Annotated in this window: 10 protein-coding genes and 4 tRNA genes; 8 read left to right on the forward strand and 6 right to left on the reverse strand. The window is 44.4% G+C overall.

Features of this window, described 5'->3' with window-relative positions; genetic code table 11:
* Positions 1–29 precede the first annotated feature (29 nt).
* The 5 genes from N483_RS14225 to N483_RS14245 all read right to left on the reverse strand — a co-directional run bounded on the left by N483_RS14225 (position 30) and on the right by N483_RS14245 (position 10880).
* On the reverse strand, positions 30–3338 hold the full coding sequence (locus N483_RS14225; protein WP_023400216.1) for a methyl-accepting chemotaxis protein: 3309 nt from the start codon (positions 3336–3338) through the stop codon (positions 30–32).
* A 351-nt stretch (positions 3339–3689) separates the two neighbouring features.
* The gene (locus N483_RS14230; RefSeq protein WP_023400215.1) at positions 3690–7010 is read right to left on the reverse strand and encodes an amidohydrolase family protein; all 3321 of its coding nucleotides are present in this window, start codon (positions 7008–7010) and stop codon (positions 3690–3692) included.
* Positions 7011–7286: 276 nt separating this feature from the next.
* Positions 7287–9446: an ATP-binding protein gene (locus N483_RS14235; RefSeq protein WP_023400214.1), complete on the reverse strand. Its 2160-nt coding sequence runs from the start codon at positions 9444–9446 to the stop codon at positions 7287–7289.
* A 178-nt stretch (positions 9447–9624) separates the two neighbouring features.
* Positions 9625–10281: a helix-turn-helix transcriptional regulator gene (locus tag N483_RS14240; RefSeq protein ID WP_023400213.1), complete on the reverse strand. Its 657-nt coding sequence runs from the start codon at positions 10279–10281 to the stop codon at positions 9625–9627.
* 227 nt (positions 10282–10508) lie between these two features.
* Entirely contained in the window at positions 10509–10880 is a 372-nt protein-coding gene (locus N483_RS14245) for a histidine triad nucleotide-binding protein (protein WP_023400212.1), read from the reverse strand.
* Between the two features lie 155 nt (positions 10881–11035).
* On the opposite strand from N483_RS14245, the gene N483_RS14250 reads away from it, so the two are divergent.
* Positions 11036–11623 carry a DUF2057 domain-containing protein gene (locus N483_RS14250; RefSeq protein ID WP_023400211.1) on the forward strand — a complete coding sequence of 196 codons (588 nt, stop codon included), beginning with the start codon at positions 11036–11038 and terminating at the stop codon, positions 11621–11623.
* A gap of 64 nt (positions 11624–11687) precedes the next feature.
* Here N483_RS14250 and N483_RS14255 read toward each other — a convergent pair whose 3' ends face one another.
* Positions 11688–13532, reverse strand: coding sequence for a M1 family metallopeptidase (locus N483_RS14255; protein WP_023400210.1), 1845 nt, complete (start codon positions 13530–13532; stop codon positions 11688–11690).
* 130 nt (positions 13533–13662) lie between these two features.
* On the opposite strand from N483_RS14255, the gene murB reads away from it, so the two are divergent.
* The 7 genes from murB (at position 13663) to N483_RS14290 (ending at position 16898) form a co-directional block, all read left to right on the forward strand.
* Positions 13663–14673, forward strand: coding sequence for a UDP-N-acetylmuramate dehydrogenase (murB, locus tag N483_RS14260; protein ID WP_023400209.1), 1011 nt, complete (start codon positions 13663–13665; stop codon positions 14671–14673).
* A complete protein-coding gene (gene birA / locus N483_RS14265; RefSeq protein WP_023400208.1) occupies positions 14666–15661 on the forward strand; it encodes a bifunctional biotin--[acetyl-CoA-carboxylase] ligase/biotin operon repressor BirA in 996 nt (331 codons plus the stop codon). The genes murB and birA overlap by 8 nt, the downstream gene beginning before the upstream one ends.
* Positions 15661–16368 carry a type III pantothenate kinase gene (locus N483_RS14270; protein WP_023400207.1) on the forward strand — a complete coding sequence of 236 codons (708 nt, stop codon included), beginning with the start codon at positions 15661–15663 and terminating at the stop codon, positions 16366–16368. Before birA ends, N483_RS14270 begins: the two co-directional genes overlap by 1 nt.
* A gap of 117 nt (positions 16369–16485) precedes the next feature.
* Positions 16486–16561, forward strand: a tRNA-Thr gene (locus tag N483_RS14275).
* Positions 16562–16605: 44 nt separating this feature from the next.
* Positions 16606–16690 (forward strand) — tRNA-Tyr (locus N483_RS14280).
* A 45-nt stretch (positions 16691–16735) separates the two neighbouring features.
* Positions 16736–16810, forward strand: a tRNA-Gly gene (locus N483_RS14285).
* Positions 16811–16822: 12 nt separating this feature from the next.
* Positions 16823–16898 (forward strand) — tRNA-Thr (locus tag N483_RS14290).
* Positions 16899–17054: the final 156 nt, after the last annotated feature.

A 17054-nucleotide genomic window follows, 5' to 3' on the forward strand; every position in this document is an offset into this window, starting at 1 on the left:
GTGGAGCAGCCAGTGCCGCTCCACTGAGTTTAAACATTGTATTGATGTACGAGTAGGGCTTGATTGGACTCTGTCATATCTTGAGATTGTGTGCGTGGTTCATCGGCCAGCGTAAAGTAGTTCAGTAAGTTTTTCATCTCCATTGCTTGAGTTGCCATTCGCTTTGCTGCGGACATGGTTTCTTCTGTGATTGCGGAGTTTTCCTGAATTAAATCTGTCAGTCGCTGAACGACCACATCTACTTCTTCGATAGCTTGCTTCTGAGTTATCGTCGAGCGATTAATACTGACAATATTGTCGTTTACATCGGCCACGGCTTGAACAATATGATCCAGCTTTTCACCTGAGCTGTTAGCCAAAGTGGTGCCCTGTTGGACCTTATCGTTACTATTGCTGATAATGTCTTTAATTTGTTTTGCTGAAGCGGCGCTTCGCCCGGCAAGCTCTCGCACTTCATTGGCAACCACAGCGAAGCCTCGACCGTTTTCACCTGCACGCGCAGCTTCCACAGCTGCGTTTAAGGCCAAGAGATTCGTTTGAAAAGCTAGCTCGTCGATGACTGAAACGATTTCATTAATATCTTTGCTGGCGGTGTTTACTTCATCAATGGCGCGTACTGTATCTTGCGAAAGTGTGCCTCCTTCTTTGGCAATGTGTTCTGCATTATGGGACTTTTCAACGGCGGTTTCAGATTGCTGTACGACTAGGGTGAGCTCTTCTAACATGTGGCCTGTACTGGCACTGGCCTCTTCCAAGTTGGCTGCCTGCTCCTCGGTGCGTCGACTTATCTCCGCATTACTGGCGGCTATCTCTTCGGTACTGTGAGCAACCAAGCTGGCGGCACTTTGAATACTCTCGATCACGTGGGTGAGCTTTTGTGTGGTAGTGTTTACGTCTTGTTGCAGTGTGGCAAAGACACCTTGATAGTTGCCTTGAATGTGGCTGTTTAAGTTACCTTTAGCAATGGCGCTGAGACTATCGGTCACGGCGTGTATTGCATCTGAAACCGCGTCAATGGAGCTGTTAACATCCTCTTTCAAGCACAGCAGTTGCCCTTGTAATGAAGACTCTATCTTGTGAGAAAAGTCGCCTTCACTCATCGCTGCCATAACACTGACAAGCTCCTCGATGACCTGATCAAGGTTATTGACGGTATTATTGATATCATTTTTTAGGGTTGATAACTGTCCTTTAAGCGGAGAGTTAATAGTGCGGTCAAAGCGGCCATGGCTAATCGCCATCATGACAGATGAAATTTCTCCGATGGCTTGATCTAATCCGGAGATTGAGAGGTTTATATTACTTTTTAATTGCCCGAGTTGGCCATGGGCGGGGGTAGAAATAGTATGTTTAAAATCTCCCTCGCTGACAGCCTCCATGGTGTTGCCGATATCTTGAATAATGGCTTCAAGGTTGTCCATGCTTTGATTTGTATCGACTTTGAGCTGTGCTAATTGTCCAGATAAAGGGTGTGTGATCCGTTTAGAAAAGTCTCCATTGCTAATTGCGCTCATGGTACAACTGAGTTCGTCAATTGCACCACTTAAACTGCGGATCGAATTATTCACACAATCTTTAAGCCGCGCCAAACTACCACTGGCAGCGACTTCGACTTGCATCTTGAATTGGCCTTGCTCAACAGAAGTCATAACGGTCACAATGTCATTCATGGTGTCATCAATGGAGGTAACTGAGCGGTTAATATTGGATTTCAATGTGTTTAAGTCGCCACTTAACTGAGCTTCGATCTGCTGATCAAATTGTCCTTTTGCCATCGCTTTCATCACAAAGTTGATCTCGCCCAGCGCAGTTTCTAAGCAGCCAGCACATTCGTTTGTGGCATCTTTTAATTCTTTTAGCTCGCCATTGCATGGCGCGCTGATACGATCGTTGAATTTCCCTTTGGCCATTTGATTTAATACGCGATTGGCTTCTGATATCGATAGTTGCAGTGCATCGAGCAAGGAATTGAATGCTTGGGCGCATTGCCCTATTTCGTCTCTTGAGCTGATCTCAGCGCGGAGCGAGAAGTCACCGCGAGATTGCACTGCGCGCATAGTATTAACTAAATTGTGGACAGGCCGAGATAGGCTTCTGGCAAACCACAGTGCTGTAAAAAGAATCACTACAATACTGATGACCATAACAATTGCCATAGTTTGTCGCAGCGATACAACGGGAGCAAAGGCCTCTGCCTCATCAATTTCGGCCAGCAGTGCCCAGCGTACATCAAAGACTTGAAGATCACTGTATGCGGATAACACTGGGTTACCATTGTAGTCGATAACGACCTTTTGCCCTTGCTGGCCCTGCATGGCCAGTTTGTAAGATTCAGTGGCTATGGCACCAGTTTCGGGGTTTGCAAAAGATGCCTTCACGGAGTGATTGACCGGATCTAAATATGAGTCTGAGCGCATTAAACCATCTGGGCCGACTAAATATGTTTCGCCACTTTGGCCGAGCCCATGACGTTCGCTCATGATTTCATTGAGGGCATCAATAGAAAGCTGAAATATTAAAGTTGCTTGGGAAATACCTTCGAAGTCCAATGGCATGGCAACAAAACTGGCTGGTGTATTGTAGGAAGGTAGATACGGCTCATAGTCGGCAAACAGCATTTGATCTTGCTCTATCAGCGCCCGAGTGAATACATCGGCGATGCTACTATTGGCATAAGGACCTGTTTTGAGCGAGGTTGCAAAATCCACTTCTTTAAACACAGAATAGACAATATTGCCGCTGTAGTTATCCACGATGAAGATATCGTAAAGTTGGTAAACTTCAGTGAGTTTTCGGAAAAATTCATGATGGCGCTGGTGGGCTTTGTCATAAGCATCGAGGTGACCAGTCGCTTTCAATGTGTCTTTTTCTCCGATGGGGTTGGGGTTGTCGGCAATATAGCGGGTTTGCAGTGTCACCCCTTGTCCTGACAATGAATCTAATAGTGAGTTGAGCGCGACCTTGCTATTAGTTTGCTGCTCGAAACGAGGCAAAAACTCTTGCTGGTAAAAGCGTTGTAAATTATTGGGTAGGTTGTCGGTTGATTCTATTTCATCAAATCCATCTAGCAAGTCTTGTGTTGCTTCAAGCAGATAAGGGTTGATGGCTAGTGCCTGGAGTTTATCCTCGACGGTTTTAAAGTGTCTTTCGATGGCGCGTTTTTTCACCTTCCCGACAGCGCCCAACTGTGCATATACCTGTTCGCTAATTGTGTTGGACGCTTGGATCAACGAAAAGGTAATAATGACAGCTGTGGGGATGAGGGCGACCAGTAAAAAAGCGATCATCAGCTTTTTTGCTAAATCGAGAGATTTTAAGAAGTGACGAATACGAGACATAAGTGGCCCTCCGATCCTTGTATTCTGGCATTTGTACGACGCAAGTGTTGCTACATGATTCTGCCTACTGATTGTTTACCAACGGCTTTCAATCAGCATAAACCATACAAAAAGTGTGGCTAATAAACGTACAGAATTAACGTTAGTGTAGATCACTTCCCGATAAGATCTAGCGTTGGGAAGTTGCAAAAATTGCTACTTTTTTGATTTTTGAATGCGTTGCTTGGTAACTCTGAATATCGCAATAATGAGAGGTGAGCGAATTGTGATGTGAATTTTTGATGACTTATGAGCAGAAATAAAAAAGAAGCAGCGTATGCTGCTTCCTTTTTCTGATTTATAGCTTAGCTATTAGTGCTTCCAGTGATACTTGTGTGCTTTTTCTTCCATGTACGCTTCCGTGTCAGGGTGCATTGGCGTCTTATTTCCATTTTCAAAGAAGAATGGCTGACGCTTACGCGTGTCGTTACCGATTTCGTTCATGGTCGCCGCATCATATACACGGCCATTTAGAATGGTATAGGTCACTTTTTCTGACTCGCGAATGTCGTTTAGAACATCGCCATCAATAATGACTAAATCCGCAAGCTTACCTTTTTCAATGGTGCCAATGTCGTGGTCCATCGCAAGGTATCTGGCACCATCAATGGTACCGCTGCGCAGCGCTTCCCAAGCACTAAAGCCACCTTGTGCCATTGACCATAGTTCCCAGTGTGCGCCTAAACCTTCTCGCTGGCCGTGTGCACCAATATGAACCGTTACACCTTTGTCGCGCAATTGTTTTGCTGATTTTGCAGCATCGATGTGGTTGTAGTGGTGTTCAGGTGCCTTTTCACGACGGATAGACATAGGTTTAACCACATATTCAGGCACAAAGCTCATTAGTCGCTCGTTTTCCCAAACATTAGTGGTGTTGTAGAAATAGTCTTCACCCTTGATCCCGCCGTACGCTACGTTGAAAGTTGGCGTGAAGCCCGCTTCCGTTTGACTCCACATTTGCGTGACGTCTGAGTAGATATTCGGGATAGGCAGAGCATGTTCAAGGCCAGTATGACCATCGATGATCATGTTCATGTTTTGCTGGAACTTCGAACCGCCCTCTGGCACCACCATTATTTCCATTTGTTTTGCCGCTTCAAGTACTTGTTGGCGAGTATCACGGCGAGGGTGGTTGTAACTCTTAACTGAGATTGCACCGGCATCTTTGAGGCGCTTAACATGGAATTGAGCATCTTCTAAATTGTTGATTGGCGTTTTATAACCTGGGGCTTCACCTGCGTATAAAATACGGCCTACAGAGTAAATACGCGGAGCAACGGTTAAACCAGCACGCTGTAGCTCAGCCATAGAGAATACTTCGTTAGAGTTGTTAGATGGATCGTGAATAGTGGTTACACCAAAGCTTACATTTGAGAATTGGTTCCAGTTTTGCTCAGGCTGTAGTTCGCGACTACCGTAGCTACCGTGTGCGTGTGCATCAACAAGACCTGGAATAACCGTTTTACCCTTGATATCCATCACTTTTGCAGAGTTCGGAATGGTGACATCGCCACGCGCGCCCACTGCGATAATGCGGTTGTCTTCGATAAGTACCACACCGTCTTCGATAACTTCTTGTTGGTTCTCTGCATCACGCATCGTTACAACTTTACCACCAACCAACGCCAATAAACCTTTTGGCTTGTCTGAAGGTTGCTCGAAGCTTAAATCGATACCTTCTGCGGTTAACTCATCTAGGTTATCTGCAGCATTCTCTACAAACGAGAAAGTATCAGTCAGTTTACGTTGGTATAAGTTTGGACCAAATGCCCAAGTCAGAGCACTGCTGTCTGCCTTCCAGTTTAGGAAGTCACCAGAGTACTTAGATACTTGCTTTACAGGGAAAGACTTACCGCCTTTGTTGATCGATAGTGTTTTACCTGTGCTAGTAAATGGGGCAACGAATGTATTGAAGTGCTCAATAAAAGCGACATAGTTGCCATCAGGAGAGACCTTGTAATCAAAGATGTATTCGCCTTTGAAATGGCTGCGCTCTTCATGACCGTTTAAGTCGACACTTTTCAACTCTCGACTGGTTTCGCTGCTGGCAACTGAGAAATAAATGCGCTTGGGATCGGCACCAAAGTGTGGGTTGTCACCGCTTTTTACAACGCGCTTGGCTTCGCCACCTTTTGCATCGACTAGGTAAATGCCCGGGTGCATTGACCAATCACCACTCAATAGGTAACCCCCAGTTACTTTCTTGAACAAGATCTTTTTACCATCTGGCGAGAAGCTAGGTGAAATGTAGTGACCTGGGTCTTGGGTAATGACACGGCCTTTGCCGCCTTTGGCTGAAACAACACGGATACTACCTAGTTCCTGATCATCCCATGTCGTATAGACAATGTATTTACCATCGCGTGAGTAGCTTGGGTAAAATTCAAAGTGGTCATTTTGTTTGGTCACTCGACGCACTTTGCCAGATTCAATGTCTTTGACATAAAGGTGACCCAAAGCTTGGAACAATGCTGTTTCGCCGTTTGGTGAGATCTGTGACCAACGTGCCAGCTTGACTTTAAAGTTGTCAGGCGCCACATTAACCGCAAATTTTAATGCTGGCGTGATTTCTTTTTCCGTTACGACGCGAGTTGGAATAACTTGCGCTTGTTTTGTAGCAATATCCACTTTGTGGAATACACCACCTGACCAAAATACTAAAGCTTTGCCATCTGGTGTATAGGCAAACGCCGGTGTATTACCTTGTGCACCGTTGGCTTCTTGCAGGTCTCGATCTAGGCCTGTGAAGATCTGTGTTTCGATACCAGACTTTAAATCTTTGATATACAGTGCACTGATCATTTTCTCGCCATTGTCTTCACGCTTTACAAACGCCAGAGACTTGCCATCAGGACTTGGCGTTGGACGGATCGCACCACCTGCACCGCGAATAACTGTTTCTTCTTCGCCAGTTGCTAGATCCCAAGAGCGAACTTCAAATACCGAAGTAAGAGCATTTTTGTTGTATTGCCAGCGTACACCAGGTGTGGCGTCCACTGAGTAGTATATTTTTTTGCCATCAGTTGAGAACGCAGGCTCTGCAATATTCTTTTGTGATTTGGCTCCGTGCAATCTCTCACGTACTAGCACGCCTTTACCACCTGAAATGTGGTACATGCGAATAGAACCACCCGGGATAGTACGGCCAGTTACTTGCCCTTGTTTTACCGCGATATACTGACCATCAGGTGACCATGATGGATTGTGCAGTAGGTTGTGTGACTCATCAGATACTTGACGCATATTGCTGCCATCAATACCCATTACCCATAGGTTTTCAGCACCCGCGCGATCGGAAATAAACGCGATATGTTTGCCATCAGGTGAGAATTTTGGTTGGAAGTTCCAAGCACGATCACTGGTAATGGCCTTCGCTTTACCGCCTGAAATTGGCATAACGTAAATATCACCTAGCATGTCGAAGATCACGTGTTGGCCATCTGGGCTAACATCCACGTTACTCCAAGTTGTTTCGTTGGTATCTATGGTGATTGTTTGTTTTTCACCTGGTGGGTTGAGTACATCCCACTTTGCGGTGTTTTCTTCTGCGCCTGAGGCGGCAAGAGAAGGAGTGCTTAGTCCGATCAATGCGGCACCTATCGCAGCGGCAATAGGTGATTTAAATAGTGCCATGGTGTATTCCTATGTGTTGTCAAGCCAAGTCTCAGTCTATTGCTGAGTTTTGGTTTCTTGTCTTGTTGTGAGCTTATTTTCTATTTACCCGGGTAGGATGGCGAATTTTTTAACTAAAGTCGATAATGTGTCGATAAAAGTGCGCTCATTTGCGGCAACTTTGCATTATTTTTATACAGCTCATGAGGCGTTTGTATTAATTCTTGAGCAAATAGAAAAGTAACTTTGTCAGTAAGGCAAGATCGCAGCTCCCAAAGGAAGCTGCAATTTTCACTGTTAGCTCAATGTTTGTTGGCGAACAAATTGTAAATAGGCCTCTAAACTTTTTTGCCACAGTGCCATCGCCTGTGTTAAATCATCGTCGCACTGTTTGCCATCTAGCAGGCGGCGTTCTATTTTTTTCAAAGCGAGGCCATAGCGGTTAAAACCTAATTGCAAGGCGGTACTGGCTTGGCGGTGGAGGGACTTAATACATTGTTCTTCATCTTCACTTAAGAGCTGTTGAATATGGATCAGTTTATTTCGGGCAGATAACACAAACTCATTGTATATTGACGATACTTCATCTTCACTAAAGCCACTTTTAAGGGAATTAACCGCCGTATCATCATATAAAGTGTCGCTTAACTCTACACGCATATCCGGTTTTTGGGCTTTTTGTGAGTCACTGATCGCCTGACGTAGTTTTTCTTGTTTGATGGGCTTACCCACCACGTCTTTGATCCCTAGAGAAAGGTATTCTTTGATCTCTTCAGGGCTTAAGCTCGCGGTGAAAGCTAAAAATGGCGTGCGTTTGTTTTTGTGTTCAATGGTTTGCAGATGTCTAAGTACCTCTTGTCCAGTAAAATCAGGCAAATTCATATCTAGCAATACCACGTCAAACACATGCTCTTTGAGGTGTTCAATGGCACTTGAACCATCGTAAGCCAACTTGATTTTATGTTCGTCCGCAGCCATAAATTCGATGGCGATCTTACGGTTTAAATCTAGGTCTTCGACCAATAACACAGACAGTCCGGTGGGGTATTCTGGGTTGTGATGGCGCTGCTCAACCAAACTTAGTTCGCCGACAGGCAGGCTGACGTCAAAGCTAAATGAACTGCCTTTACCCAATTCACTTATGATTTCAAGTTGGCTACCCAGCTTACTAAGAAGGCGTGCTGTTATCGCTAAACCTAGACCTGTTCCCCCTTTGGTTTTACCTGCATTACTTTGCACGTAAGGTTCGGTCAGTTTGTCGATGTCTTCCTCTTCAATACCTGGGCCTGAGTCGACCACGCTAAATCGAACAATATGTGACATATTGGCCTCTTCGAGCAGCTCAACACGCAGTTTTACTTCGCCTTTGTCGGTAAATTTAATGGCGTTGCCGACGAGGTTGAGTAAAATTTGCCGCAGTTTTTGTTGGTCGCAGTAGTAGCACACTTGATCGGGCAAGTCGTAGAGTAGGGTAAAGGTGAGTTTCTTTTGCTCGGCCAAAGGGCTCATCAATAAACACAAGTTATCTAGCCAGCTTTTAAGTTCAACGTCTTCAGACGACAGCACCTCGTCGCTCTGATCTAAACTAGCGTAGTCTAGGACTTTATCAATCAATAAGTTGAGTGACTCAGCTGAATTAATAATGGCCTCACAATAGGCCTTGCTGTGTTGATCGTGGCTGCGATTTAGGACCAATTGCGCACTGCCTAAAATGCCATTGAGTGGCGTGCGGATCTCATGGCTGATGGTAGATAAAAACAAGCCGCGAATTTCGAGGTCTTTTTGCGCTTTTTCTGTGAGCTTGTTGAGGTTGAGCTCGCGTCTTTCATTACAGAGTAGCGCCATACCGGTTGCATAGAATATAGGAGCCAGTACACCGTTGAAAAATATGGCAATAGAAAACCAAGGATCAGCAAAAAGAGAAACTTGGTCAACTTCGCCCATGAATACCGTGCGACCAATGAATGCAGTAAAGATAAACCCCAGTACGATTAAATAGACGATGCTACCGTTGGGGTATTGCTTACGGGCATAACGAATAAAGTAATAGCTGAGAAGAATTGCCTCGACAATATGCTGAAGGTCAGAGATCAAGATCCGCTTTCGCAAATTGTCATCCACCATCGCATAATAGATTAATGCTGACAGTAGCGCTAAGGTAGCAAAAAGATAACTTCTAAATTCAACGCCCCGCTGTCCGAGGAACTGACTTATTGCCCAACAATGTATGATTGAAGCGAGAAACAGTAAGGTGTTGGCAATGCCGATGGTTTGCCACTGCGAGAGAAAGCTATGCAGTGCGAACATGGATATGGCGGCAAACAAAATTAATGGATAGAAAATATACAGCAATACACCGGGTGTATTTTTATTTGCACGCCACGTTAAATAATTAATGAGCGTCATCATTGCCGTCATCGCTGCACTGGCTACATACAGGGTTTTGTGGTCCAACATAGGGGCTTTGTTAACAATTAAAAGACGTACCTAGGATAGAGCGAAGACTCAGCGCAGTAAAGCGATGCACCGAGAAATTAATGAGATGGCTTGTCGAGCTGTTACATGATAAGTCTAAAAAACAAAAAGCATGCTAACAGCATGCTTTTTGACAGAACAGGGAAGTGTACGTTGTGTATTAACGTATCTCGTCAGGGATATTTTGCTGTGCCCATGACAAAAGTTCGATACGGTTACGGCACTTAGTTTTACGAAATGCACTATATAGGTGGGTTTTCACCGTATGTGGGCTGATATTTAAATCTTCCGCAATTTCTTTATTTTTAGCGCCTTTACTCATCAGGGAAATGATCGCTTTTTCACGCTTAGTGAGTTTTACTGGCTCGATATCACCTTCAGTCAGTTTATGAAGCGCATCTTTGTTAAATTGCAGCATGCGATTTAACGCATTACACATGATCTCACGACGATACCAAAGCTGATCTTCCATCAGTAGGCGGATGCCTTTCATCAATACATCTGCATTATCTGTGGTATAAAATACACCGCGAATGCCGCTGAGTAATGCACGATTAGCCAATTCTGGGTTTTCATCTAAGTTGAACAGCACGATGTCGCAACTGACTTTGAGGTTAACTAACTGCTCTTTCAGCTTGCCCCATGCATCATTGACTGCTGTCTCAATAAAAAGCAACCGAGTATCTTCTGGTACTTCGGAAATATCAGTTCCTGTGACGACGTCTAGCCCTTGTGTTTTTAACAGGGGTTGCAAAACGTTTATTCCTATCGTGTTGATAGGCTCTTTATCTAGCAATAAAAATGCAGTACTGCTCATTTGAAAAACACTCTCATTCTGTCTGATAACGCAATGCTAACACGTGAATCAGACCTTTTGTATTAGAAATTTCATCAATAAAAAGAAGTTTACGATATAAAGTGTGGCACGATAGCCTATTTTGTAAACGACCAAATTCAGATAAAGCTTCAACTGGTTGATTAAATTATAAATTTTTTTTCGTAGAGTAATAGCTTAGTTAATTACATTCTTTAACAAAGAATAATTTAAGATACTACTTTTTTCCTACTTTGGTACGGAGGCCAACCCATTTCCAGTCCTGCTAGAACATGTAAGTGAATGTGGTATACGGTTTGTCCACCATCATTATTGCAATTCATAACAACGCGATAACCATCCTCAGCAAATCCGTGCTCTTTCGCAAGTTTAGCTGCTACTAAATGTAAGTGCCCAACTAAGTGCGCATTTTCTTCGTTCACGTCGTTAATTGTTGCGATCGGCTGCTTTGGGATCACCAAAACATGAAATGGAGCCTGTGGACTAATATCCTTAAATGCAAGCGCCTTATCGTCTTCGTACACAATATCTGCAGGTATTTCACGATTAATTATTTTTGTAAAAATCGTCTCTTGGCTCATTACTTTTATCCTTATATACGTTAGTTTAGCTGTTCAGCATAGCGCGGACTCAACAAGATACAAGGGAAATTACAATTCATGCTTATTCATAATTGTAACTAAATTTGGCACAAATACCTTACCCCACAAAGGTAGCAATCAAATAAAGAGGAAATATGAAGAAAAATAGTATATTTGGAATTTTTATAGCACTTTATAGTGGTATTTCTGTTGCTGGGGAAGTTAATTTCCCAGAAGAATTGCTGCCTTTACAAGTTAATGACCGAGAAATTGAACATTCATTTTTTAACAAAGTGCGCACGTTAGAATTGCCGGCAGGTGTTCACCGGATCAAGGTGAAGTATTCAGATTTATTTGAGCTGGACTACGACGAACATGAGGTGGTTGACTCAAAGCCATTTTGGGTGGAAGTAGACATTAAGGAAAGTGATTATCAAGTGCGCTTTAAATCCATAGAAACGGTAGAGCAAGCTCGTGCTTTTGCAAAGTCACCTACTATTTGGCTACAAGCTAAGCAAGGAAACAAAGTGTCGGCTAGTCGTGTGAGCGAAGCGACAAAGCCGGTTGCTGCGCCAGTACATGTGTCTGTGACAAATGATACAACTGCCGCAAAAATAGATAACGATAAGCCAGCGCCGAGTGCAGGAAAACCCGATGCTGTATCAATGCTTGAATTTTGGTGGCAACAGGCTACACCGGAGCAACGCGCGGCATTTTTAGCTTCCATTGAAGCACAGCATTGATTGTGTATCCTAATGTGGAAATTTGTCAGAGATAAAGCAATGTGCTTTATCTCTGAGGGCGTGTTTATTTGAAAATAGCGTCAACAGTTCCCTGCGCCAGTGGGTGGTAACCTGCTCGAGCATTCTGATAAACGCGATATGCCCACTCACGCTTATCCGTCTTAGCCAATGCTTTATATAGTGGAACAATCAATTTACGTCGGCCAATTCCTGTTAGGTGCTTGTCCAGTGCTGGGTAGATAGCTTGGTAGCCATTGCCGACTGCGAGCATATACCAAGCAAATGCTAATTCGGCATTGCTTGAATTTGTTAGGTTAAAGGCTTTGTCCAGTGCCTGCATCTTGTCCAACGACAGATCCCTTGGCAAATTATTTAAAAAGTGTAGCCACTCATGTACCGTCCAGTTTTGTGTCGGCAGGGTGTCGAGTTGCTTGCTTCCACTTAGCCAAGCCTGCATGTGCGCATCAACTTGATTAAATGCGTTGGAGGTTGGGGTAGGGGCATCTGCAGGGAGTCCTGGTTGGTATATCCACTCTTTGGCTTTGTCCAGAGATACGACACCCGGATGCTTTTTCAGTAGGTGCTTATCCAAATACTGCACAAATTCAGCGGTAGTCAGTGATTTAAAAGCGTAAGCATCAAAGTAACCTTTGACAAACACGTCGAATTTTTCGCGGCCAAACTTTTCTTCAAGGTAAATGAGAAATAACTGGCCTTTAATATAGGGCACTTTGCTGAACGCATCATCAGGATCGCGGCCATTGAGCTTTAAGTTTAGACGTGTATCGGGTGCTGGAATGTTGTTGAGCTGCGCGCGCAGTCCTGCGGCATCCAATGCTTGTTCCATAACTGCACGATCACGGCCAAACACTTCTTCCATGATCCGGTTTTCAACATAAGAGGTGAATCCTTCATTGAGCCACAAGTCTTCCCAAGTAGCATTGGTAACAAGGTTACCTGACCAAGAATGTGCAAGCTCATGTGCGATCAAGTTTACTAAGCTTTTATCTCCCGCAACAACAGTTGGTGTGATAAAAGATAAACGCGGGTTTTCCATACCGCCAAATGGGAAGCTTGGTGGCAACATTAATAAGTCATATCTACCCCATGCATATTCACCATACATGGCATTGGTTTTGTCTATCATCGCCTGCGTATCGTTAAACTCAGCCACAGACGCTTCGAGGATTTGTGGCTCTGCGAAAATAGCTGTTTGGTGAGACATTTCTTTGTATTCAAGATTACCGGCACCAATGGCGATTAAATAAGGTGGAATAGCTTGGGGCATATCAAACCAATAATCGCCGTCTTTTACAAAAGCTTCTGAATTATCGGCACTCATCACAGCGCGTACATCTTTGGGTGTTTGGATACGGGCGGTATAAGTGGTGCGCATCGCTGGGGTATCTTGTACAGGGATCCAACTTCTGGCATGAATAGCTTGAGACTGGCTATACATAAATGGGTGTGTTTTGCTGGCAGTTTGCATCGGTGTTAACCACTGTAAGCCAGAAGCTTGAGGCAAGCTATTGTAGTAAATACGCGCTTTGGTCGCTTGTTGTTTAAACTTAATTGTTAGCTTAGCGCCTTTTACCCCATTGCGAGGTGCCAATGTGAACTGGGCTGGGTGCCACTTTCCCTGAGGTGTTTGGTACATTACGCGATCAATCTCAAGATCGCGTGTATCTAACACTAATGTACGGGCGTGTTTGTTTTGCCACTTTAATGTGTGCTCGACAAACCCTTCTAGCTGTTTGTCATCAAAGTCAATATCTAAATCTAAGTGTAAGTGTGTGCTCACTACATCATCTAGATTGGCAAAAGTGTGTTCATCGACGGCTTTTGCCGCCAAAACAGTGTGAGAGAGGCCCGCCAGTGCGAGGCCAAATGTTAAGGCTGAGAGTTTCATTTTTATCCTTGCTCATGATTGAGAGTTATCTCTGTTATACCACTTCAGTATATAAATGACACTCGGATGCGTTGGAGACATCAATCGGGTAAACTAGGGAAAATAGTTGGTATTTTGAAAGGCGCTGCCAGTGCACTCTTTACAGTCCTTACATACATTTGCTTTGCCCACTCGCTGCCGTGAATTGTTGCGCATAGAAGTGCCAGAGCAGTTAACTTGCATCGATTTTGACCCCCCCTTTTTCATTTTGGGAGAAGGCAGTAACTGTATTTTTCTAGAAGATTTTCACGGTAAGGTCGTACTGATGGCCAATCGTGGTATTGAAGTCACAGAAACCGAACAACACTATGTGGTGAAAGCTAGTGCTGGAGAAAATTGGCATCAACTGGTGCTCAAACTTCTGGACATGGGTATTGGTGGATTGGAAAACCTTGCTTTGATCCCAGGTACTGTGGGGGCCGCTCCGGTGCAAAATATAGGTGCTTATGGTGTCGAATTGGCAGATGTGTTTGACTCTCTCACGGGGTATAACATAGAAACAAAGATGTTTGAGGAGCTAGACAAGGCTGCTTGTCATTTTGGCTATCGAGATTCGATCTTCAAAGGGGCGTTGCAAGGGCGCTTTGTTATCACTCAGGTGGTGCTTAAATTACCCAAACAGTGGCGACCAGTATTAAATTATGGGCCATTACAAGATCTTGTTGGACAGACTGTGAATGCAAAGGACATCGCAGAGCGGGTGATGCAGATCCGATGCAGTAAATTACCAGATCCTAGCGTGTGTGCCAATGCCGGAAGTTTTTTCAAAAACCCAGTAGTTAGCAAAGAAGTTGCGTGTAAATTGCGTGAGCAGTATGCAGATATGCCCGTTTATCCGGTGAGTGATCTCACGGTTAAACTCGCTGCGGGTTGGCTCATTGAGCAAGCGGGGCTGAAAGGGCACCGAATAGGGGGGATCAGTGTCTATGACAAACAAGCACTGGTCTTGGTCAATGATCAACAAGGGCAGGGGGCAGAACTGTTAAATATGATTGCACACATTCAGCAGGCTGTATCAGAAAAGTTTGCCATAGCATTGACACCTGAGGTGAGGTTGATTGCCCAGCAAGGTGAGTGGGTTCAAGGAGATAACCATGGTTAAAGCTCCCGTCGGCAACAAACTTGCTATATTGAGTGCATTGAGCCGCGACCATTTTATTTCCGGTCAAGCACTGGGTGAGGATCTCGGTATTAGCCGAGCAGCCGTCTCTAAGCATATCAAATCATTACAAGATATGGGCATTGATATTTTTAAGGTATCGGGAAAAGGCTATCGACTCAATCACAGTTTACCGCTGTTAGACCAAAATAAAATTTTGCCTGTTTGGCAAGCGCTCAGTGATAACCCTTGTCGTATAGAAGTACAGCCTATAATCGACTCAACCAACAGCGAGTTGATGCGCCGCATCCAAACTAATGTCGATGATTTAAACTCGGGACATGTACTCGTTGCTGAAATGCAGCAGGCGGGCAGGGGCCGTCGCGGAAGGCAATGGCAGTCACCATTTGGGGCAAATTTATATTATAGCTATTACTGGCATTTTGAAGAGGGTATGCAAGCCGCTATGGGGGTGTCGGTTGCTGTTGGCCTAGCCGTTTACGATGCCCTAAAAGCACTATATGAAATAGACGTCCAGTTAAAATGGCCAAATGATATTTATATTAATGAACACAAATTAGCGGGTGTGCTGGTGGAGTTAGATGGCCAAATGGAGGGTCCATGTCATTTAGTGATTGGTATTGGGCTAAATGTGGCGATGCCGAATACCGCTGCGCAATACATTGACCAAGCATGGACTGACTTAAGCCAACACATTACTGATATTGATAAAAATCAGCTTGTGGTGGTACTGACATTATGTTTGCAAAAGCGCCTCCACATGTACCAAAAGAATGGACTGAGCGAGATGGTAGCACAGTGGAATGAACTCAATGCATTTCGCGATCAGGCTGTCAGTTTGAGTACAGGGCAACGGCAATGGCGCGGGATCTGTGAAGGAATTGACCAACAGGGTGGATTGATATTGCGCCAAGATGGCGAGTGCAAAACCTATTATGGTGGCGAACTATCACTGCGTAAGGAAGGCTAATGCGATTACTTGTTGATGTCGGCAATACGGCTGTAAAAGTTGCGCTAGAGCGCGGTGGTAATATCTCGGTTATCAGTGAGGTACATATACCTTGGCAAAAGATAGAGGAGGTATTGATAGCTCAGGTGGGTGGCAATGAAGGTCTTGAACCGATATTGCACAATGCCCAATTACACCAAATCCCTCATTATTTTGCGTCCGTTTCAGCTTCGCTGGGGGGGCTCAAGTGCGCCTATCCTGAATTTAAAAATTTAGGGATCGACAGATGGTTGACTGTGGTGGCGAGCTATCATTTATTTCCTAATAAAGCTTGTATTATTGTCGATTCAGGCACGGCAACTAAAGTGGATGTTCTCGGAGCCGATGGTCAGCATCAAGGTGGATGGATATTACCGGGTTTAGACATGATGATTGAAAGCTTGGTTGCCAATACGCAAAAAGTATTCAGCGATTCAACTACCTCGTTTGATACAGTGCTTGGGATCAATACGCCCAATGCTGTAAAAAATGCAGCCTTAAGCGCCACTGTCGCACTGGCTAAACAAGCTGTGGAACAAACCGAGCATGTGGGCAATGAAATACAGCTGATTTATGCGGGTGGATACGGTGAGTTGATACAGCAACACCTTGATCCATCAGGAATCTATTTTGATGACTTGGTAATGCAAGGGCTGGTGTTTTGGCGTAAATATCAGCAAAACGTTTAAATAATGAATGTTTTGTCGTAAATATGAGCATTTAAACAAGAAATTGCGATTTTTTTTGATTTAACTGTTGCATAGTGTCATCGGTTGCTCTAATATCTCGCCCCGTACTAAAGCAGTGCCGACTTAGCTCAGTTGGTAGAGCAACTGACTTGTAATCAGTAGGTCATCCGTTCGACTCGGATAGTCGGCACCATCTTTATAAGATTTAGAACACGCTTTAGAAAAGAATTTTTATGTGGAGGGGTTCCCGAGCGGCCAAAGGGATCAGACTGTAAATCTGACGGCTCAGCCTTCGCTGGTTCGAATCCAGCTCCCTCCACCACTTTATTCTTGACGGTTCTGAGGTAGTTAAGAACAGGTTCCTAAAGCGGGCATCGTATAATGGCTATTACCTCAGCCTTCCAAGCTGATGATGCGGGTTCGATTCCCGCTGCCCGCTCCAGATTTCTGGTGTGCTGATATAGCTCAGTTGGTAGAGCGCACCCTTGGTAAGGGTGAGGTCGGCAGTTCAAATCTGCCTATCAGCACCAGTCTCCGGATCTTCCCAAATACTTCCTTTGATTTGTCACAAAAACATTTATAATTGTAAAGAATAAACCTAATCCGCGCGCGCGTGGATTATTTTTATATGTAATCTAGATACACAAAAACTTATAGGTTCCGTCATGGCAAAAGAAAAGTTTGAA

Source organism: Pseudoalteromonas luteoviolacea NCIMB 1944 (genome assembly GCF_001625565.1).
Taxonomy (GTDB): Bacteria; Pseudomonadota; Gammaproteobacteria; order Enterobacterales; family Alteromonadaceae; genus Pseudoalteromonas; species Pseudoalteromonas luteoviolacea_F.

Coding starts and splice junctions, on each gene's coding strand:
- N483_RS14255 (WP_023400210.1), bottom strand. CDS start 13,532: ATGAAACTCTCAGCCTTAACATTTGGCCTCGCACTGGCGGGCCTCTCT.
- N483_RS14225 (WP_023400216.1), bottom strand. CDS start 3,338: ATGTCTCGTATTCGTCACTTCTTAAAATCTCTCGATTTAGCAAAAAAG.
- N483_RS14230 (WP_023400215.1), bottom strand. CDS start 7,010: ATGGCACTATTTAAATCACCTATTGCCGCTGCGATAGGTGCCGCATTG.
- birA (WP_023400208.1), top strand. CDS start 14,666: ATGGTTAAAGCTCCCGTCGGCAACAAACTTGCTATATTGAGTGCATTG.
- N483_RS14250 (WP_023400211.1), top strand. CDS start 11,036: ATGAAGAAAAATAGTATATTTGGAATTTTTATAGCACTTTATAGTGGT.
- N483_RS14240 (WP_023400213.1), bottom strand. CDS start 10,281: ATGAGCAGTACTGCATTTTTATTGCTAGATAAAGAGCCTATCAACACG.
- N483_RS14235 (WP_023400214.1), bottom strand. CDS start 9,446: ATGTTGGACCACAAAACCCTGTATGTAGCCAGTGCAGCGATGACGGCA.
- N483_RS14270 (WP_023400207.1), top strand. CDS start 15,661: ATGCGATTACTTGTTGATGTCGGCAATACGGCTGTAAAAGTTGCGCTA.
- N483_RS14245 (WP_023400212.1), bottom strand. CDS start 10,880: ATGAGCCAAGAGACGATTTTTACAAAAATAATTAATCGTGAAATACCT.